This is a genomic window from Paenibacillus sp. FSL K6-1217, from assembly GCF_045040735.1.
Taxonomy (GTDB): domain Bacteria; phylum Bacillota; class Bacilli; order Paenibacillales; family Paenibacillaceae; genus Paenibacillus_AQ.
Genome location: NZ_CP150271.1, coordinates 6995402 through 7015697 on the forward strand (window position 1 = coordinate 6995402; position 20296 = coordinate 7015697).

Annotated in this window: 15 protein-coding genes; 8 read left to right on the forward strand and 7 right to left on the reverse strand. The window is 55.7% G+C overall.

Annotated features, from left to right (window positions below):
• Positions 1 to 318: 318 nt before the first annotated feature.
• Complete coding sequence (locus tag MHH28_RS30745; protein ID WP_405109140.1) at positions 319 to 2073, reverse strand: sensor histidine kinase; 1755 nt, start codon at positions 2071 to 2073, stop codon at positions 319 to 321.
• Between the two features lie 362 nt (positions 2074 to 2435).
• On the opposite strand from MHH28_RS30745, the gene MHH28_RS30750 reads away from it, so the two are divergent.
• From MHH28_RS30750 to MHH28_RS30760, 3 genes are all read left to right on the forward strand, one after another.
• The gene (locus MHH28_RS30750; RefSeq protein WP_405109143.1) at positions 2436 to 3248 is read left to right on the forward strand and encodes an ABC transporter permease; all 813 of its coding nucleotides are present in this window, start codon (positions 2436 to 2438) and stop codon (positions 3246 to 3248) included.
• Between the two features lie 27 nt (positions 3249 to 3275).
• Positions 3276 to 4166 carry a carbohydrate ABC transporter permease gene (locus MHH28_RS30755; RefSeq protein ID WP_405109146.1) on the forward strand — a complete coding sequence of 297 codons (891 nt, stop codon included), beginning with the start codon at positions 3276 to 3278 and terminating at the stop codon, positions 4164 to 4166.
• Between the two features lie 99 nt (positions 4167 to 4265).
• Positions 4266 to 5897 (forward strand): extracellular solute-binding protein, encoded by a 1632-nt coding sequence (locus tag MHH28_RS30760; protein ID WP_405109149.1) that lies wholly within the window; start codon positions 4266 to 4268, stop codon positions 5895 to 5897.
• Between the two features lie 126 nt (positions 5898 to 6023).
• Here the strand turns inward: MHH28_RS30760 and MHH28_RS30765 are convergent, their stop codons facing one another.
• On the reverse strand, positions 6024 to 8648 hold the full coding sequence (locus tag MHH28_RS30765; RefSeq protein WP_405109152.1) for a glycosyl hydrolase family 95 catalytic domain-containing protein: 2625 nt from the start codon (positions 8646 to 8648) through the stop codon (positions 6024 to 6026).
• Between the two features lie 314 nt (positions 8649 to 8962).
• Between MHH28_RS30765 and MHH28_RS30770 the strand changes: the two genes are divergently transcribed.
• On the forward strand, positions 8963 to 9826 hold the full coding sequence (locus tag MHH28_RS30770) for a helix-turn-helix domain-containing protein (protein WP_405109155.1): 864 nt from the start codon (positions 8963 to 8965) through the stop codon (positions 9824 to 9826).
• 100 nt (positions 9827 to 9926) lie between these two features.
• On the opposite strand, the gene MHH28_RS30775 is transcribed toward MHH28_RS30770, so the two are convergent.
• Together MHH28_RS30775 and MHH28_RS30780 are read right to left on the reverse strand one after the other, a co-directional pair.
• A complete protein-coding gene (locus MHH28_RS30775; protein WP_405109157.1) occupies positions 9927 to 11432 on the reverse strand; it encodes an amidase in 1506 nt (501 codons plus the stop codon).
• Between the two features lie 104 nt (positions 11433 to 11536).
• Positions 11537 to 12118 (reverse strand): TIGR00730 family Rossman fold protein, encoded by a 582-nt coding sequence (locus MHH28_RS30780; RefSeq protein ID WP_405109160.1) that lies wholly within the window; start codon positions 12116 to 12118, stop codon positions 11537 to 11539.
• 580 nt (positions 12119 to 12698) lie between these two features.
• Here MHH28_RS30780 and tyrS point away from each other — a divergent pair.
• Positions 12699 to 13958 (forward strand): tyrosine--tRNA ligase, encoded by a 1260-nt coding sequence (gene tyrS / locus MHH28_RS30785; protein ID WP_405117337.1) that lies wholly within the window; start codon positions 12699 to 12701, stop codon positions 13956 to 13958.
• Positions 13959 to 14456: 498 nt separating this feature from the next.
• Here tyrS and MHH28_RS30790 read toward each other — a convergent pair whose 3' ends face one another.
• Positions 14457 to 14945: a YfbM family protein gene (locus MHH28_RS30790; protein ID WP_405109162.1), complete on the reverse strand. Its 489-nt coding sequence runs from the start codon at positions 14943 to 14945 to the stop codon at positions 14457 to 14459.
• A gap of 42 nt (positions 14946 to 14987) precedes the next feature.
• Positions 14988 to 15173 (reverse strand): hypothetical protein, encoded by a 186-nt coding sequence (locus tag MHH28_RS30795; RefSeq protein WP_405109165.1) that lies wholly within the window; start codon positions 15171 to 15173, stop codon positions 14988 to 14990.
• Positions 15174 to 15394: 221 nt separating this feature from the next.
• Here MHH28_RS30795 and MHH28_RS30800 point away from each other — a divergent pair, with 221 nt between their 5' ends.
• The 3 genes from MHH28_RS30800 (at position 15395) to MHH28_RS30810 (ending at position 17908) form a co-directional block, all read left to right on the forward strand.
• Complete coding sequence (locus tag MHH28_RS30800; protein ID WP_405109167.1) at positions 15395 to 16426, forward strand: FIST signal transduction protein; 1032 nt, start codon at positions 15395 to 15397, stop codon at positions 16424 to 16426.
• A 170-nt stretch (positions 16427 to 16596) separates the two neighbouring features.
• Entirely contained in the window at positions 16597 to 17616 is a 1020-nt protein-coding gene (locus MHH28_RS30805; protein WP_405109170.1) for a methyl-accepting chemotaxis protein, read from the forward strand.
• 70 nt (positions 17617 to 17686) lie between these two features.
• Positions 17687 to 17908 carry a hypothetical protein gene (locus MHH28_RS30810; protein WP_405109172.1) on the forward strand — a complete coding sequence of 74 codons (222 nt, stop codon included), beginning with the start codon at positions 17687 to 17689 and terminating at the stop codon, positions 17906 to 17908.
• Positions 17909 to 18040: 132 nt separating this feature from the next.
• Here MHH28_RS30810 and MHH28_RS30815 read toward each other — a convergent pair whose 3' ends face one another.
• Positions 18041 to 20032 (reverse strand): beta-galactosidase, encoded by a 1992-nt coding sequence (locus tag MHH28_RS30815; RefSeq protein WP_405109175.1) that lies wholly within the window; start codon positions 20030 to 20032, stop codon positions 18041 to 18043.
• Positions 20033 to 20296: the final 264 nt, after the last annotated feature.

Sequence of the window (20296 nt, forward strand, 5' to 3'; positions counted from 1 at the left end):
CTGACAATCCTTCCTTTAATTGTATTTCGTGCAATTAAACTGCCCGATATAGGGCGGTTTAACCGATTCATGCAGATTTAGTTGTACAGACTGCAGTTAAAAGTTGTGCGGGCAGCCTTTTACCTTTTTTAATGGTACTAAATACAACTATAGCTGAGTTTTTGGGCCTTGGACCGGATACGCTTCTTCAACTGCCGGCCTTATAACCTTGCTATATAAGTTGAACTTTAGTTTTACATTGTGGCGTATGGCCGTAACTGCGGGGAATGCTTGGACTTCTGGCCTCGTATCGGCTGCGACGCCGCATGGGTTGCCGGACTATACCGCCTTTTGCGGCAGCCGGATTTGCACAACCGTACCGATGCCAAGCCGGCTGTATACTTTTACCCCGTAATACTCACCGAATTTAAGCTTAATCCGCCGGTCCACGTTCATAATGCCATACCCCCGGCCCGGCTTCTCTCCCATCAGCGACTGCAGCGTCTCCCGGCTCATGCCCATGCCGTCATCAATCACGGACAGGATGATGTCATTGTCCTGGGTGATGCCCTTGATATGGATGTTCAGCGGGTAATCCTGATTCCAGCAGGCATGAAGAACCGAGTTCTCGATAAAAGGCTGCAGGGTCAGCTTCACTGTAGAGTAGGGCAGGATCGCCTCATCAATCGTGTAGGTAATGTTCAGCTGTCCCTTGAAGCGGATCAGCTGGATGGCATTATAGCTCCGGGTGAGCCGGATCTCCTCATGGATGGTCAGGATGCTCTTTCCTTTGTTGAGCGATATCCGGTAGAACTTGGCCAGATTCTGCACCATATCCTGGATCTGGCTGTCCTGATGCTTAACTGCAAGGGAAGAGATGGAGCCAAGCGTATTGTACAGGAAATGAGGATTAATCTGGGCCTGCAGCAGGTCAAGCTCTGCTTCCTTGCCGAGCAGCTCTTTCCGGGACACCTCGCTAATGAGTCCGCTCAACCGGCCCGTCATCTGGTTGAAGGCAAAGTGCAGCTGGCCGATCTCATCATTCCCGAGCTGCTCTTCCCCGGGGGTATTGAAGTCGCCCCGCTCAATGCGCCGGACCATCCGGATTAAAGTCCGGATGCGGTTGCTGAACAACGACGCGGTAATATAGATAAGCAGCAGGGCTACGCCAATGAAGGCGAGCGAGATTGTGATAATGAGCTGTGACAAGGACCTGGCTTCTTTGATGATGCTATCGTAAGGGACAACCGACACGGTCTTCCAGCCGTTGGCGAGCGTGTTGTAGACGGCAAAAGCCTTCACCCCCTTATACAGGGTATCGAACCGGCCGGAAGCTTCCCTGGCGAACTGATGATTGAGCATCTCGGGCAGGCTGGTATCCAGAAGCTTCTTGTCGGCGGAAGACAGAATAATGCCCTCGTCATTGATGATGAAGATATCTTTGCCGCCGGCCTCCTTCTCCATCAGGGAATAGATGACCGATTCGGAGACACTGAAGACCAGCGTTCCGTAAGGATACTGGTTGCGGTTGTTGTTGAGCAGTCTGGCGAGCGTGAACATGGCGGGACTGTCTTCACTCTGCGGAGTGGTCAGATAGATGATATTGCCGTGGGACTGCTGCAGCTGCTTGTACAGCTCTGTATGCTGAACCTCGGGTGTAACGGGCTTGATATAGTAATTATCTTTGGGCAGCGAAGGGTTGTCGGAATAGATGAATGCGCTGTCAAAATCAGGATAAGCCGCCATTACTGTATCGATCCGGTTGCCGATGTACTTGTAGACGTCCAGATATGAAGGATCGTCCGCGTATTCCGCCGTCAGGTAGCTGGCCAGCCTGTCATCCAGATAGATCGAAGCGGAAATATGTTCATAGCTGTCCAGCTTATTCTCAAGATTCTTATTAATCTGCGCCGTAGAACTCATCATATTGATATAGATCTGTTCGGTGAGCTTGGATTTGGTCAGTTCATAGGAGAAATAGACCAGCAGCATCATGGGAATGATGGTGACCAGAACGAACACCAGGAATAATTTGGAGCGGAAGCTCAGGTCGACAAAAGGAAGATAAATATACTTTCTGTACAATTGACGCATCGGAGAAGCCCCTTCTTTACCGGTTATAGATTAGTTCATCATAGCAGACGGAATAATGAAATCCAATAATCGGATGTGCCGAAAACATCTTTAAAAAGCGCTATCATTCGGAGGATTGGAGTATAGATCGGACCCGGCTGCAGATTTAAGATGAATACATGAAGCTGAACGGAGAGATAGCCGGGTATGCTGCCGCAGAGGAAAAGGGAGGGAATTTGATGTATAAAGCAAGCGCTATCAAATCAGTCGGGGGCAATAGCCTGTGGAACAGGTTAAGGGAGCAGAAGTGGTTATTTGTGCTCATGCTGCCTGCCTTTATTGCGACATTGCTATTTTCTTATGGTCCTATGTTTGGGATGTACATGGCGTTTACGAATTACCAGCCGGGCGGAGGCACCTTTCTGCACCAGTTCTTCGGGGCCGAATTCGTGGGCTTCAAATGGCTTGAATATTTTTTTACCACCGGCGATTTCTACCGGATTATGCGCAATACGCTGGCGACAAGCCTGCTGACCCTGCTGTTCGGGTTCCCGGCTCCGATCATCCTGGCGCTTATGCTGAATGAAGCAAGGCAGGGATTCTTCAAACGTTTCGTACAGACGGTCTCCTACCTGCCGCATTTCATCTCCTGGGTTATCGCGGCCAACATTGTCATTACCATGCTTGCTTCGGACGGGATGTTCAATAATCTCCTGGTGCTGCTGGGAATTGTCAAGGAACCTGTCGCCTTCCTGCAGAATGGCCCCCTGTTCTGGTGGATTATCGCCTTGTCCAACATGTGGAAGGAAATGGGCTTCAGTGCCATCATGTATCTTGCTGCAATATCTGCGGTTAACCCGGAGTTATATGAAGCGGCAAGGGTTGACGGGGCCAGCCGGTTCCGGCAGATGTGGCATATTACGCTGCCTGCGCTGCGTCCAACCATTGTGATTCTGGGAATCCTGGCAGTCGGGGGCATTCTGAATGCGGGCTTCGAACAGCAATACCTGCTGCAAAATAACACTGTGCTCGAATATTCGGAGGTTATCGACATTTATGCGTACAAATACGGTCTGCAGAACAGCATGTTCTCTTACGGGGCTGCCGTGGGAATGTTCAAATCTGTTGTTGCCTTCGTCCTTGTTGTCATTGTGAACCGGATTTCCCGTAAAGTGAACGACCAGGCGTTGTTCTAAATACACCCATGGAGAGGAGCGGTTGTGATGATTTTAGATCGGTTCGGTGATCATATCTTCAAATTTGTTGTATATCTGATTCTTATCCTTGTCCTGCTGGTTACCTTCCTGCCCTTTTGGAATATTCTCGTTCTTTCCTTGAACAGCGCGGAGGATACCGTGAGGGGCGGCGTATACTTTTGGCCGAGAGTGCTTACCCTGGACAGCTATCATCAGATCCTGAAAGACAGCGAGATTATGAGCGGGTTATGGGTGACGGTCAAACGGACTGTGATTGGCGCCCCGCTGTCGGTACTCGTCATTACGATGCTGGCGTATCCGCTGAGCCGGAAGAATCTGGTAGGACGCAAGGGCTGGAATCTCTACTTCGTCTTTACCATGTATTTCGGCGGCGGCCTGATCCCGTATTATATGGTGCTCAAAGCGCTGAACATGATTGATACGTTCTCTGTATTTATTCTGCCGAGTCTGATGAATGTCTTCTATATGATCATTGTCCGTACGTTTATGGAGCAGCTGCCCGGTGAGATCGAAGAGTCGGCGAGGGTGGACGGGGCGAATGACCTGACGATTTTCTTCCGGATCGTGCTGCCGCTGACAACTCCTGTACTGGCGACAGTAGGCCTGTTTCAGGCCATTGGACATTGGAATTCCTGGTTCGACTCCTATGCGTTCACCTACCGTTCTGATCTGAAGACCCTTCAGGCCGTGCTTGTCAAAATACTGAGCCAGTTCCAGACCGGTGGAATGGTGTCGCAGACGCAAATGCTGGCCAACTCTGCCAAACGCAATGCGGTATCGAGTGATACGATCCGCATGGCAGCAACGATGGTGGCAACCCTGCCGATCGTCCTTGTGTATCCGTTCCTGCAGAAGTACTTTGTCAAGGGAATGACACTGGGGGCTGTAAAAAGTTAATATGGTTAAACAGATTCTGAAGGGAGGTGAGCGGAAGCTGTTGACTGGCTGCTTAATGAACGAATGAATTCTTATTTAATGGGAGGAATCAGGGTGTCAATGATCAATACAAACAAATGGATGAACGTGGGATTCTCTGCCGCACTTACTGCCGGACTGCTTGCCGGATGCGCTTCGGGTAACGGGAAAGATAATGCCGGTGCAGATCCGAATACAAATACAGCTGCAGGAGAAGAGACGAAGCAGGAGACGATTACGTTAACCTGGTTTGATGGCAATACCAAGGGGGAGCCGTTCACAGATGCAGTAGCCCAGGAAATTACGAAGCGGACCGGCATTCAAGTGTCTATTCAGCAGCCGACCGGAAATCCGACCGAGAAGCTTAGCCTGATGCTGGCCAGCGGCGATTATCCGGATGTGGTGGTCATGAGCCGCGGAGATGCTTCCCTGGATAAGTACATTACTAGCGGCGCGTTCATTCCGCTCGATGATTTAATAGAGAAATTCGGCCCGGACCTGAAGGCCATGTACGGCGACACCCTACAGAAGACCCGTTATAAAGACGGCAAGAACTATTATTTCGCGAACTGGTACGGCCTGGACAGCGATCCGGTGTTCGGGATGAATATCAGACAGAACCTGCTGGAGGAGCTGGCTCCGGACAAGGCAGACGGCACCACTCCGTTCACGACGGACGAATTCGAAGCCTTGCTCAAGAGCTTCAAGGCGAAGTACCCGACCATTGACGGCAAGGAATCAGTTCCAATGGCGATGAACGGTGAGAACATGGGTGCCATACTGGGAACGTTCAAGGGAATGTGGGGTCTCAAAACCTATTATGATAACAACGGAACGCTGCAGTATGATGTGAAGGACCCGAAGTACCGCGAGATGATGTTGTATATTAACCGTCTGTTCCGGGAAGGTCTGATTGAGAAGGAATTTGCCATCAGCAAGACCCAGACCTGGATTCAGAAGCTCGCTACAGGAGCAGTCTTCTCCACTCCGGCTGCCTACTGGGACCCGGGTAACGGAAACGCGGCGCTTAAGAAAGACGGCGGCGTGAAGAACCAGCTGTTTGCATACAAGGTAGTTGCGCCGGGTACCGATCCTGCCAAGACCACCTTTGGACCGCGGAGCTCGCTGGGCTGGGATGCCATTGGAATTACCAAGAACAACGAGCATCCGGAAGAAACAATGAAGCTGTTCAATTTCCTGGCCAGCGACGAAGGGCAGCATCTGCTGTTATGGGGTCTGGAAGGTCAGCACTACACCATGGTGGATGGCAAAAGACAGCCTGATCCGGCGTTCCTGCAGAGCTTCAAGGATAACTGGGATGATACGGTGAAAAAGAGCGGTGTCCGCAAATGGCTGTGGTTCATCAAGAACGGCCTGGACCCGAATGGCCAGCCTTACGATTTGGCTGTTAAGTATCAGCGCAGTGAAGGCGATGAGCTGGCGATCAAGAGCCTGGGGGATTCTGTATGGGATACAGCGGAATATGACAATCTCAATCCTGACGGCGGAACGCCCGAAGCGCTGACTGCCCAGAAGGTTAAGGATATTATGGACCAGAGCATTACAAGAACGATTATTGCGAATTCCGAGGAAGCGGCCAACGCCACCTTCGACAAGATGCTTGCCGATATGAAGAAGGCCGGGGATGAGAAAGTCGAGGAAATTATTAATCAGAAGTACAAAGAACGTATGGAGCTGTGGGCTTCCAACTGATCTTAACGGAGAATGGGTAAGAGAGGCTGAATAACGCTTCACGATTCCGTTGAAGGTGAGAGAAGCTTACCTCTGAAAGAAGAGTCTCCCTGCCCAAGGTGATGTGGGAGGGAGACTCTTTGTGCTCTACATAGCGCTTAATTTAGTGATGCGGATAATCTCTCCTGCCGTAGTCGGCAGCACGGTGAACGACTCGCCGATTGCCCTGGTGATCCCCCTGCCGGTTCTGCCGCCGAACCGCCGCACCCAGCCGGAAGTGCCGGTGCATACCGCGCCTGCTTCCCAAGGAATGTAGAACGATAGGGGGCCTCCCGCCTCGCTGGTAATCTCGATCCACTGTACCTCGCCCGCCTCGATGGCGGCGCTGACGAGGAAGCCGCCCACGGCGCGGAGGGTGCGGAACTCGGCTTGCTGATGTGACGGCCAGTTGGGGAAGAGCCGTACCGCTCCGTTATAGCTCTGGAGCAGGCACTCATTGATGACGGCCGGCAGCGCGAAATTCTCGAACCAGATGCCCATCCGCGACATGTAATTGAAGTCGTCTGTATCCGAGTAGCGTCCGCCGCTCATCAGCACCTTGTCTGTGCAGGTGCCGTTGGGCAGCAGGCAGTAGCGGATCTGCCGCTTGAACCGCTCCAGGTCCAGGATGCCGAGCCGGGCTCCGGCCAGGGGCTGGAACACCAGCTCATTGCCGCCCTCATTGAGATGATTGCGGTAAGTGTTAACCGCAATTTCATATTCTGCGGGCGGGGAATGCAGGCCGTGTTCCTCGCCGGGGAAGACTGTGGCCAGCGGAACCGGAACGTTGTAGACGGTCTCCGGGTCTTCGCCTGCCACAGATAGGAATACACGGCCCCCAGCGGATTCGGCCGAAGGATAAGCCGGGAAGTGATTCAGGATATCCTGCACATCTGCCAGCAGGTCCGCTTCTGCTTCATCCTCACCCAGAACGGCACAGGCGCTGAGGAAGGCCCGGAAGATAAATTTGGTCAGCGTCAGATCAAGCAGGCAGTCGCTGTTGCGGGCAAACCCCGGAGTGAGCTCATACAGCTCAGGCACCACTGTCGGATAAATATGATAGCTGCCGTCATCTCCGGGGCGGCTATTGGCTCCGGGACGCTTCATGTAGGCCGTCATGAACAGGACAGCTTCCTTCATGGGCGTGAAGGCGCGGCTGCGCAGGAATTCCTTATCCATGGAATAGAGATAATGCCACCATAGACTCTGCACCGTCCAGGGCGTCTCGCAGATCTCCCAGCCCCAATGCGGAACAGGGTAAGGCATCATCTGCATGTCTACCGGATAAGCGGAATGCGGGAAATAGGCGCCGGGCAGGCCGTAATAATCACGCGCCCACTTGCGGCTGACAGGCAGCACATGATCCACCATGTCGGCATAGGGCAGATGCTTCTCCAGATGGTTGCTGGAGAACGTCACCCAGAACGGCTGCTGCGTGTTGTAGTTCATATGATAGTCTCCGTGCCATTCCGCTCCGATGGAGCCGTAGCTCCAGTTGGCGAACAGGCCGGGGCAGGTGACCCCCGCCTTGACCGAGCAGTTCAGGAAGTAGAGATTGCGGTACCAGATCCGCTCCAGGAATCCATCCTCCAGGGCCACAAAGGAATGCCCCCAGTACTCCTGCCAGGCTTCCCGGGTCTGCGCCAGGGCGTAGTCATACTGCGAACGTGTCGGCTCATCCATAGTTCCAGTAGGGCTTGCTTCAGCAGCCATACCCTCAGCAGCGTCAGCCTTAGGTTCTGGTCCGGCATCATCTCCAAGCTCAGCCCCAGCCCCGGCACCGGGGTCAACTCTGAATGACTCTTCGCCATCAGCAGGCTCTCTGGTACGCACGCCAGCCTCCGCTAACTCTGCGGCGAAGCCTTCCCGCAATTCCACGCAGGCCAGGAAGCCGCCGGAATTCCCGGAAGTGTCCAGCCGTATGCCGTCACTGCCGATGGTGCCGTCTGCCCCCGGGAGCCGGAGTGCCAGCCGGAAGGCCTTATCCCGCTCATGCGGGATGTAAGGCGAAGCGGGAAACTCCAGATGCGGCAGGATTTGTGTAAAAGCCAGCGGTCCGGCTGCGCCCGCCGCCCATTGCGCCGGAGGGAACTCCTGCGGCGTCTTGGGATCGGGAATCAGCCTGGCCTCGTGAAATAGCGGGACCGGCGCGCCGGTTGCCGTATCAGTTACGGACATCCACAGCCGGTCCTGCTCCGCTTCCACAAACAACTCGAACACTGCCGGCTTACCGCCGATCAGGAAATCAACCGTACAGCGCCCCTCGCCTATGTAGACGGTATGGCCCAGCACCTCTGCCTTGCGCCGGTCATACCGGAGCAGCAGCGAGCCGCAGGGCATCGGGCGCGGATAGGGTTTGCTGTAATTGTCTCCCGCCATTTCGCAATACTCCCGGTACCACGGATTGTCCGTAAGCTGCCGGAGGTCCGGGGGCAGCGCGGCGAGCCGGTCGTACACTTCCTGGAAGGTCATAATCTCCTCTGCGTGATGCTCGGCAATCCGGATATCCCAGACATTATTGTGTCCGAAGTGCAGCATGACCGCGTCCGGCCGGGTAGTCGCTACCACACCCATTGCGCCGTTGCCCAGCAGCGCTCCCTCGAAGAAATCCGCCGCCGGGCCGCCGAAGGTAATATTATGCCGTCCGGCTCGTTCATGGGCATGCACCTTTCCTTTTCCCATAGAATCAGCTGCCGCCGGTAGTCCTGTTGCTCCTGCCGGTTGTTCTCTCATAGAAGTTATGCCTCCTGATCTGTAAGGTTTGGCTCTATACCTGTATAGCTTAGTAACCTGTATCCATCGTAGGCGATTCTCCCGGGAATGTATTTAGCGGAGCGTCCGTTTTTTGCACGATCGGCGGGTGAATTGGCGGCAGGTCTCACAGCCCGCCAGAATAGGGCAAAGGTACGCCCGCTGCCGCAAGTGTACCTTTACGCAGCCGCAACCCGCGGCTTATATTCAGGATGGACAGGGTCTTCCATAAGAGGTATCTATAGGATTTCAGAACAATGAGAGTACATTCATGTGGAGAGGGAGGGGAGACCTGTATGAAATTGTCCGCCATGCATCCCTATGTCTATCTGGCTACCCGTTATCCCTTTGCGGCCGGGCAATCCAGCTCTCCGCGAATCTGCTATATGAGCTCCGTCTACCTGATCAGCAGGGGATACGGGACGCTCATCACCGGCGGAGCGTCCATCCGGGTCCGTCCAGGAATGCTGATCCATCTTCCGCCCGGACAGCTTCATGAATGGCGTGCGGATGCTGCCGAACCGATGGTTCATCTATGCTGTTATTTTGACTGGCAGCATGTGGACCGGGAAGGACATTTCGACTGGGCCTGCCCGGTCTGTTATAAGCCGGAGCAGCTGCAGGAGGAGATGCTGGGTCCCCTTTTCCCGTACCCGCTTCCGTTATCCAGTGAGGTGGGGCTGCTGAGGGGATGGACAGAGAAGTTTCAGAGGTTCTATAAGGCAGGGGAGTTCGACAATGAGCAGACCTTTATCCGTAATCTCACCATCCAGCGTCATTTCCAGGAGTTCATTGATGATCTGCTGCACCTGCTGCTGAAGGGCCAGACGATGCCGGACCGGCGGATCAGCGTTCTGCTGGAGCAGATGGAACAGGATCTGCTGCATGATGTACCTAAGCCGCTGGAGGAGTACTACAGCCGTCTACAGCTGAGCAGGGGGCATTTCTTCGAGCTGTTCCGCACATCCACCGGGATTCCCCCCGTTGAGTACATGAACCGCTTCCGGATTAACCGGTCCAAGGAAGACCTGATGCATAGCCGGCTGAGTATCACTGAGATTGCCGCAAAATATCACTTCAGCTCACTCCATTACTACTCGCGCCTCTTCCGCCGCCAGACAGGCCAGACTCCCAGGGAGTTCCGGCAGCTCCGCCGGTGAACAGCGGTCCGGCCGGGCAGGACAAAGCAAAGGGCCACCGGCAGCTATATTCCACGCTGCACAGGCGGCCCTTATTATACACATATAGAAGCAGAACAGATCAGGCAAAACCCGGATTTCCCTTCATTCCCACCCACAGCGGGGATTGCTCCAGGCAGGCGGCCAGCTGGAGCAGCAGATCCTCGCGTCCTTTGGAGGCCATGACCTGGACGCCGATCGGCATTCCTTCTGCCGTAAGATGCACCGGCACGCTCATGGCGGGCTGACCGGTCAGATTAGCGAGCTGGGTGAAGGGCGTATAGGTCAGGCTCGGCTCGAACATTTCGTAGATCATCCGCCGCTGCGCGTCCTTCGGCAGCCCGCTGACCTGCATCAGCTCCGCTGTCTCCCCCGCGGTCTGGGTCAGCTCTCCGACCTTCGGGGCGGAGTCTGCATTAGCCGGGGTAATGTACAGGTCGAAGCGGTCCATCAGTGCCGCCATCTGCGCAGCGGCTACATCCCATTCGTGCAGACTGTGTACGAACTCTGCCGCCGAGACCTGCTTCCCGGCTTCGGCCAGCACCCAGGTGACAATATCCACTTCCTCTGCCTTAATGGCACGGCCCATGGCGCTCTCCAGGGAGAGGAACATGGCGGCTACTTCTCCGGCGTTCATCGTATAGTAATTGTCCATCAGCCGGACGCCGTTGACCGGGCTCAGCTTCTCTTCCACCTCATAGCCTTCGGCCTCCAGCCACTTGACGGTCTTCAGCACCGCCTTAACCGCCTCAGCGGATACCGGCGTGCCTACCGGCGAAGCGGTGGTGAAGGCGACCCGCAGCTTCCGCTGTGCAGGCTTCAGCAGATCCTCCAGATAGACGCCCGGATACAGCGGCGTCTGAAAAGCCGCTTCCGGCTGCACCACCTGCAGCAGGTCCAGCATCGCCGCACTGTCCCGCACCGAGCGGGTCAGTGCGAAATCAATCGACGCGCCCTGCCACTGGCGGCCGACCCCCGGGCCGACCGGCGTGCGTCCGCGCGTCGGCTTCAGCCCGAACAGGCCGGTGAACGAGGCCGGTATGCGGATGGAGCCGCCGCCGTCACTGGCTCCGGCGGCCGGTACGATGCCTGCGGCAACCGCTGCAGCCGCACCACCGCTGGAGCCGCCGGGTGAACAGGCGGGGTTCCAGGGATTGCGGGCCGGGCCGTGGAGGAGGGGCTCGGTGATATTTTTGAGCCCGAATTCCGGCGTATTCGTATGCCCCAGCGGAATGAAGCCGCCGCGCCGGATACGGGCCACATAGTTAGAGTCCCGCTTGGCGACATTGTCCTTCATCAGCAGAGCACCCGAGGTCAGCGGTTCGCCGCCGATCGACTGGGAGATATCCTTCAGCAGGAAGGGGACACCGGCGAACGGCCGGGTAGTGTCGCCCGAATCAAGTGGCATCTCCGCAGCCTCCTTCAGCGCGGCCTCCCGGCGGGTGCGTACCACCGCATTCAGCAGCGGATTCACCTCATCCATCCGGGCATAAGCGGCTTCCACAAGCTCACGCGCAGAGACCTCCCGTGCCTTAACTAGGGCGGCAAGCCCCAGCGCATCATAACCTGAATAAGCAGACAACGACATAGGTATAACCTCTTTCTGGCAGGAACAGGCAGGCTACTTAGCGGTCAGGCTATAGCTGCAGTCTCGCGCATAGTATATTGCGTTATAAGGAGGGCAGAGACTTTTCAAGTGCGCTCATCTGTAAGATATTGTTTCACTGGAGGCGGTGTATACTCTGCGAACTGCTGCAGAATGCCCTCCGGCGTGGTAGCGTTCAGCATGATGGAATGATGCTTCTCCTGCATGAATTGTTCCCGGGCCATGTTGCTGAACAGGGCAATCAGCGGATCATAATAATGATTCACATTAAGCAGTCCGCAGGGCTTCTGATGCAGTCCGAGCTGCGCCCAGGTGAAGATCTCGAAATACTCCTCCATCGTGCCCGGGCCGCCCGGCATAGCAATGAATCCGTCCGCCAGCTCAGACATCTTAAGCTTCCGTTCGTGCATGGAGTCTACCATAATCAGCTCCGTCAGGCGGGTATGCTCGATTTCCCTTTGCTTCAGAAAATGCGGCAGTACCCCGATCACCTGACCTCCCGCCTGCATCACGCTATCTGCAATAGCGCCCATCAAGCCTACAGTAGCTCCGCCATAGATCAGCGTAATGTTGCGTGCGGCAAGCTCCTTGCCGAGTAGAATAGCGGATTCCTTGAATACGGGCGAAGCCCCTTCGCTGGAACCGCAGAACACTGCGATACTCTTCATAAGCTGCTTACTCTCCTTTGCCTTAAGGTAATGTAGTGTGCTTCGAAGAACGGTTGTTTCCTCTACCTAATGTATCACGGATTCAGGTGCATGTAACATTTTTCTCGCTGCCGGAGCAGGCGGTTGAATTGCGGTGGTGCTCTGCATTGACAACCTTTTGCGGAGCGGCTATACTTTCTGTAATCTTATAGTTGGTATACGTTGAACGAGCCAGTAGCAGCCTTGTCCCTGTTCCCAGAGAGCCGGGGGTCGATGGAACCCGGTACACACAAGCGGACTGCGAATTACGCCTCGGGAGTATCTTGGGTAATGCCAAGCGGAGCTAAGCGAACGATAACTCGCCTGAGAGTGGTATGGACCTGCGTGCGGTATTAGGTCTGTGCAATTTGGGTGGTAACACGGTTAATACTAATCGTCCCTGTGTCTGAATAGACAAGGGGCGATTTTTTGTTGTCTGTGCGGTTTGCTGGCTGGGTGTGCGGCGGGCTTAAGCTTATGACTGATGCGGTTTGACTGCTGTTTTTTTTGGCGGATACCAAGGGATATAGAACAATCACTTATACAAAAGGGGCTGTACATGTTGAACATTATCGACGAGCTATTGTGGCGTGATGCCATTAACCAGCAGACAGATGCGGACGGACTGCGCGAATTGACGGAGAGTAAGGCCGTATCGCTGTATTGCGGCGTGGACCCTACCGGCAACAGCATGCATATCGGTCACCTGATTCCATTCATGGTGCTTCGGCGCTTCCAGCTGGCCGGCCACCGTCCTGTGATTCTGATCGGCGGCGCTACGGGAACCATCGGCGATCCGAGCGGACGCCAGAGCGAGCGCTCCCTGCAGACGCTGGAGCAGGTGCAGGAGAATGTGGATGCGCTGACGGCCCAGATGAAGAAGCTGTTCATGACCGACAGCGACAACCAGGTGCGGCTGGTCAATAACTACGACTGGACCAAGGACATGAATGTCATTGAATTCCTGCGCGATTTCGGCAAAAACTTCAGCATCAACACGATGCTCGCCAAGGATGTAGTCGCGAGCCGCCTCGACAGCGGGATCTCGTTCACCGAGTTCTCCTACCAGATCCTGCAATCGATTGACTACCTGCATCTGTATCAGCATGAGGATGTGCAGCTTCAGGTCGGCGGTTCCGACCAATGGGGCAATATTACCAGCGGCCTGGATCTAATCCGTAAAAAAGAAGGCAACGAAGCTAAAGCCTTTGGCCTGACCATCCCGCTTATGCTGAAGGCCGACGGCACCAAGTTCGGCAAAACCGCCGGCGGCGCCATCTGGCTCGATCCGAAGCAGACTACACCTTACGAGTTCTACCAGTTCTGGGCGAACACCGATGACCGCGATGTGGTCAAATACCTGAAGTACTTCACCTTCCTGAGCAAAGATGAGATCGAAGCACTGGAGGAGAAGGTAGCCACCGAGCCGCATAAACGTGAAGCGCAAAAAGCGCTGGCTGAGGAAATGACCCGCTTCGTACACAGCGAGGAGCTGCTGGAGCAGGCCAAGCGCATCAGCGCGGCGCTGTTCAGCGGCGATATCCGCTCCCTGACTGCGGATGAGATTGAAGAAGGCTTCAAGGAAATGCCGACCTTCACTGCGGGTACAGAGACCAAGAACATTGTAGACTGGCTGGTGGACCTGGGCGTTGAGCCGTCCAAGCGCCAGGCGCGTGAGGATATTACCAAAGGCGCAATCTCAATCAACGGGGAACGCGTGAACGAGCTGGAGACGGAGATTACAGCCGCAGATGCCATCGGCGGCAGGTTCATCATCGTCCGCAAGGGCAAGAAGAACTACAGCCTGGTGAAGCTGGTCTAACCGGAGACGGGCGGGGATTGCCACGAAGGTGGACATAGTTCGCCGGGTGTTGAGCAAGAGCTACAATGATACTAGGCCGGAACGAGGCTGATGGTGAGCTAGGTAAGATAGATGAGCTAGAGTAAGCTGATAATTAGCTAGGTGAGCTGGATGAGCTGGAGTAAGTTGATGATGAGCTAGAATGAGGTTGATATGAGCTAGGATGAGAATGGTGTTAAGTAACTGAGTGATTTGGCTATCCCGCTGTCAGTTGTGACGGGGATAGCCTTCTTTGGTTGTGCCGGAAGTACGCTGAAAGAGCCAGTTCAAGTGTATAAATCCCTCTAATCAACGCTGCTGCCGCGTGAACGATCCAATGAGGTGCACTAATGCACCTGAATTCGGCGTAAGCGGCCGAAACGAGCCAATGAGGTGCACTAATGCACCCGAATTCCGCGCAGCACCTCATCCGCTCTACCTCCCAGTGCAGCCCGCCATCAGGCGGGAGAGCTGTGCCCTTCAGAAGAGATAAAAGATAACTCCGTTGCCCGCAGCGACAGCCTGGCTGTAGAACCGCCGGATCTCGGTGAAGAACTGATGCAGGTAGTCAAAGAACGCATCCGCATCATCGTTAGACACCGTATCCGGGTCCAGCGGGTAGACCTCCTCCTTGAGCATGGTCCGGAAATCATACTGCTGGCGAAGCTGCGCTTCATCCAGCCCGGACATCGCTTCAAGCGCTTCGGCCACTTGTCCGGCACGCAGGCAGAATGCCCCGTATGCCCCGAACTCGATGCCTTGGTCGGAATGCAGCGGAACCACATATCCAAGCGGCGCAGGCCCGTCCGATATATCACCGCATAGCAGGTAGTGAATAGCCTCCCAGGTACGGTCGATATCCTGCCCCGGGTATTTGTCTATGTTCAAGCTCTCCAGCAGGGTGCTGCCTGCGGCAATTTGCTGCACAAGTTCATCTTTCATTGCAAAGTAATATCCGCGTATCGCCATTGTATCAGCCTTCCTTATATGGATTGGGATGGAGCTTTGTGCTTAATCCTCAAGCAGCGCAAGCTTGTCTTCAAGATCAGCAATCTGAAGCCGGAGGGCTTCTGCCCGGGGCTCGTCCTGTGCCTTCACTGCGGCTGCCAATTCATCGGCAGCTATGCCGATCTGATATTCCAGATAAGTGTAGTCGGATGCGGCGGCAGGGTGGGTGGAGCGTTGGGAGTAGGTCATGTGCCGAAGCCTCTTTTCTATGATCTGTGATATATTCATGATACAGGCTTTGCGGGAAGGTCTCAACCTTGTTCCATGGAACGCTGGCGAAGTCTGCGACATTGTTCATAGACAATGAACCCTGTTCTGGTTTTACCATAAGTAGTATTGAAAATGTTAGTGTAATTTTTCAGTAACAGTATGCGGGAGGAAGCTCCGCAAAGGAAGGTTTGGTATACATAATGATTGCTGTATCTTTTAACACCTTGGACGAGGCCAGGCACCATCTGGAGGAGCTGGACGGCAGCCGGGGGCTGGTGCTGTTCGCTGCGGCTGCGGCGGTCCGGGAATTGTCCCGTCATGCGCCTCTGCAGGCTGTACTGTGCTCAACCAAAGGGGAATATACTCCGCAGGGCTACCGCAGCGGCGTAATTACAGGATTTGAATACGAAGCCGGTATAGCAGACATTGTGGACATTCTGCATCCTCCCGTGCTTAGCTCAAGTACGCTGGAGGCAGCTTACCGCAAGGTCCTGGGCAATCCGAACGCTTTTCTGATGCTGCTCTGTGACGGCACAGGCGCGATGGAGGAGATGCTGCTCTCCTCGCTGTATTTCATGGACCCGCAATTTAAGGTGATCGGCGGCAGTGCAGCTGACGATGAGCGCGGCGAGACTTACATCTACATAGGAACCCGCCGGGTGCGGAACCTGGGGATATATTTCAATATGCCTGCCCGCACCGCCCTGATCAAAGAGAACATATATGTCCCTTCAGGGAAGACGATGCTGGTGACCGAAGCCGATGTATTCGGCAGAAGGGTCTATTCCTTCAACGGGCGGCCTGCGGCCGGGGAATACGCGCGTGTTCTGGGCGTGCCGGAGAAGGAGCTTCCGGAGAATTTTCTGAGCAGTCCGCTCGGCAAAAGATACGAGGACGATCTGATCATAGCCTCCCCGAAGGAGGTTCATCCGGACGGCTCTGTCACCTTTTACAGCCAGATTATGTCTAGTACTTATGTGGAGCTGCTGGGTTCAGCCGATCCGCTGGCGGTGCTGGAGGAGACGCTGGGCGGCAGTCCGTTCAAGCCCTCGTTTGTCCTCAATATTAACTGTACACTGCGGGACCAGCTGTTTACACGGGACGGTCTTTGGGAAGCTTTTGACGAGAGGATGCTCGGGTTCTGCGGCAACACTACAGGCTTCATCAGCTATGGAGAGCAATATTATACTAAGCATGCCAACCAGACTATGATTCTGCTGCTGGTTGAATAAGGGAGAGTTGAGATCGGATGCAGTGGTTAAGCAAACTACGCACAGCTTGGGGGACAACCCCCTCTGCCGGAGGCGTTCAAAGTCACAGTAACACTCAGAGCAATACAAGCGGGGCGGCGGAGAGGGGCAGGGCAGAGCGCGTAATCGCGGCTAAAGATATGACCGCAGCTATGGCAACGGTTAGAAAAGAGGATAAGCTCACAGTGGAGGGAGCAGGCGCTAACACACCTGTACCTCACAGCCATGACGATAGCGGCGGGCCGTCTGCATTCGCTTCAGGCGCTGTGTCTTACGGGGGACATGCCTATGCCCTGGCGGAGCAGATCCGTCTTGAGACCGGAGCCATCCTGAAGGAAGAGGCCCGGATGGTAGAGGAGTTCGAGGCCCTGCGGGCAGGCGGCGGCGAGCTGATCGGCCAAATCGGCGGGACCCAGCAGCTGCTGGAGCATTTGAAAGCCAACAGCGGCCAGACTGAAGATCTGATTAATGAGATGTACGGCAGCCTGTCTTATTCCTCCAACAAGATTGAATATGCCAAGGAAGCCAACATCCAGATCTCAGCGGAAATGCAGAAGGCTTCGGAGGTGTTCACTGAATTCGTAGCTCTGAATGAGGATCTGCGGCAGCACTTCCACAGCATTGAGCAGCTGGCCAAGGTCATCACGGATATTGCCGAGCAGACGAACCTGCTCTCGCTGAATGCGGCGATTGAGGCGGCCCGGGCCGGTGAGCATGGACGCGGCTTCGCTGTCGTCTCCACCGAGATCCGTAAGCTTGCCGACAGTACCCGCAGCCATGTGAAGGAGATTATGGGCTCACTCTCAGGAATGACCCAGGTGATGGAGCAGATCCACAGCAAGTCCGGGGACGGAACACTCGCGATGAACGAGACCACGGCGAAGATCGGCGAGTCCACCGTATATATGAATGAGATCGTAGTAGCTGAAGAACAGGTCTTCGAGCATCTGGAGAAAATCCAGGAGTCCCAGGAGAGCAGCATGGAGGATGTCGAACAGATCAACAGCGACCTGCTGCGCATTCTGGAGAAATCGGGCCAGGACTCCGACCAGTTCCGTATGCTGGTCCTCACGGTCCAGAAGAAGGCTGATCATTATCAGCAGTTGCTGAACCATCTACACCAGATCGGGCTGCTCCAGCAGGCGGAAGAAGCTGAGAAGACTGGCGTATAAGCAGATATGGTAAAAGGAAAAACACCCGGCGGCGGGAGAGGCTGCCGGGTGTTTTTGTGTTGCGCCCGGCATGGGCACAGGTAACACTCTTCCTCTTGCTGGAGAAACACCGCTAGTGGGGAGGGGGCCAGCCAGCCTAAGCGTGATGCGCCGTATGACTAGACAACTCGCGTATGATGCGGGAGGGAAGAAGTTGGATAAAGTCCACCTGTTGAGCGGCAACCGCCCTTTGCCAAAACAGCAATTGGATAAACAGCACTTAAATGAACCCAATTCCTCCAAACAGGCCTAAACGACCATAATTAGTTGTTGTTTATCCACTTGCTTCCGGAAATCCCTTGGGAATCAACAGAGCAAGCTGCGTTTTTCCACTTGTTTGCTGGGAGGCAGCGTTCTCCGCCATCGGCAGGAGGATTATGATTTGCTACTTCAGGGCAATCAGCCTGTATTCATAAGCGCCAAGCGGCAGCGGACCGGCGGGCACGGCGGTGCCGGTCAACACATCCTGCCCGCTGCGCGGCAGGGTGACGCTGCCTCCGAGACCATCCATGTTGACGAGTGTCCACAGGTCCCCGGCAGCGCCGCGTCTCGGGCAGACGATGGTGCCCGGCGTGACGTCGCTGCGCATAGAGACGCCTGCCCGGGCGGCGTAATGCTCAATCAGCGCGCACAGCTGCTTGTCACCCTCGCCGCCCGAGGGCAGCGAGCCGAGCATCACGATGGCTCCCCGGCCATAGGGCTGCTCGGTCAGGTAGGCCAGGCCAGGCGTCCGGCCTTCCGTAATGACGCCGGTCACGGAGGCTCCGCCCGGCAGCGGCTCGAAGACCGCGCTCCACAGGGACAGCGGTGCGGAGTGGCCGAAGGCCTCCCCGATGCTGCCGGTCCCTTCCATGGGGTAGACGAAGGTGGTCTTCACTCCGGCGAAGCGCTCCAGCTCCCCCAGCGCAGCATCTGTATGCAGCGTATGCTCGGCGGTGCGGCCTCCGCTGAGCGGGCCGGCGATCCAGATGCCGCCGGCTTCCGCGAAGGCGAGTGCCTTCTGCATATATTCCGGCGACAGATAATGGACAAAAGGCGTGAACAGCAGCTTGTAGCCGCTTAGATCGCCACCTTCCGGCAGCAGGTCACGATGAATGCCCAGGTCGAGAATCCGTCTGTAGAAGTCCCCCAGCAGGGAGCGGTAGTGGAGCTGCCGGTGCGGCTCCGTGGCCAGGAACGCCTTGGCCCGGTCTGAATACGTAATAGCCACCTCGGCCTGCACCGGCCGGGTATTCAGCATGTGCGGCTCGATCCGCTGCCTGGCGGCGGAAGCCTCGCGCACATTCTCATACCCGAGCGCTGGCTGGCCCCAGGCACTGATAATCGAGCTGTGCGTCTGCTCGCTGCCGGTGCGCTGCTGCCGCCACAGCCAATAGCAGAAGGCGCCTGCCCCCAGCGCGTAGGCGGACACAGCTTCAGCGGTGAGATAGCCGTCCGGGTGCGGCTCGCCGTAGCTGGTGAGCGATGCGGCATAGGCCGGGCCGGTCTCCATCAGCCAGAAATCCCGCCCGGGCTTCAGGCCGCGCCACAGATCACAGTTCAGCAGATAGGCATGTCTGTTGGCCTGGGAGGCATAGGTATCGAACGAAGCGAAGTCAAGCGTACGGAACAGCTGCTCATTGTCCAGATGAAAAGGCACGTTGCTATTATGCGTGATGGGAGCCGCCGAATAGCGGCGGATGACCGCCGCCTGTTCCCCTGCGAACTCCGTGACCATCTCCATCTGAAACAGCCGGTACTGGGTGACGAGTGATGAATTATGCAGAAAAGGCGTAGTCACCGGCTGCGGCACCTGGTCAAACCGCTGGTAGGTCTGGCTCCAGACACCGGTTCCCCATGCTGCGTTTAGCTCAAGGATGCTGCCGTAGCGGCTCTCAAGCCACTGATGCCACAAGGAGCGGCAGGCCCCGCACATGCATTCCGCCACATGCGCCTTCAGCTCATTGTCGAGCTGCCAGGCGACAAGGCCCGAAAGCTGCCCCAGCTCCCTTGCCAGCTGCTCCGAAATCAGAGCAGCCCGCTTGCGGAAATAGGGGTTATTCGTGCAGACATGCTGCCTGGACCCGTGGCTCATGACCGCGCCATCTGCCCGGACGAACAGGCGCTCCGGGTGCCCGTGGGTCAGCCAGACCGGCGGGGTGGCGGTCGGCGTACACATGACCGTGTCGATGCCATGATCATGCAGCTGCCGGATGTACTCAGCGAACGGCCGGACATCTATAACATTCTCCTCCGGCTCCAGCAGCGACCAGATGAATTCCCCCATCCGTACCAGATTAATGCCGGTCTCCTGCATGAGCTGAAGATCCTGCTGCCGCTCAGCCTCCCCCCACAGCTCAGGGTACCATGCAGCACCGTAATACAACTTTTGCTTCATCATTTTAACCTCCTGGAAAAAGCCCCACACGGGCTCTGTATGATCTTATCTTTCTATTCCCCATCCCTAAGCTATATAGTTTGAACTTGAAAACATAAATTTTGGGAGGAGTGGCGGAGGGGAATTTTGGAGCTGTAGGAGCGGTAGCGTCCGCCTTTGTCACCGGATTTCTACTGCGAACAGCAGTTTAGATCAAGAAATCTGGGGACAACAGCGGCCGGAAGCCCAAAACTTCTCTGGAGTCACGACTCTCCCAAAAATGAA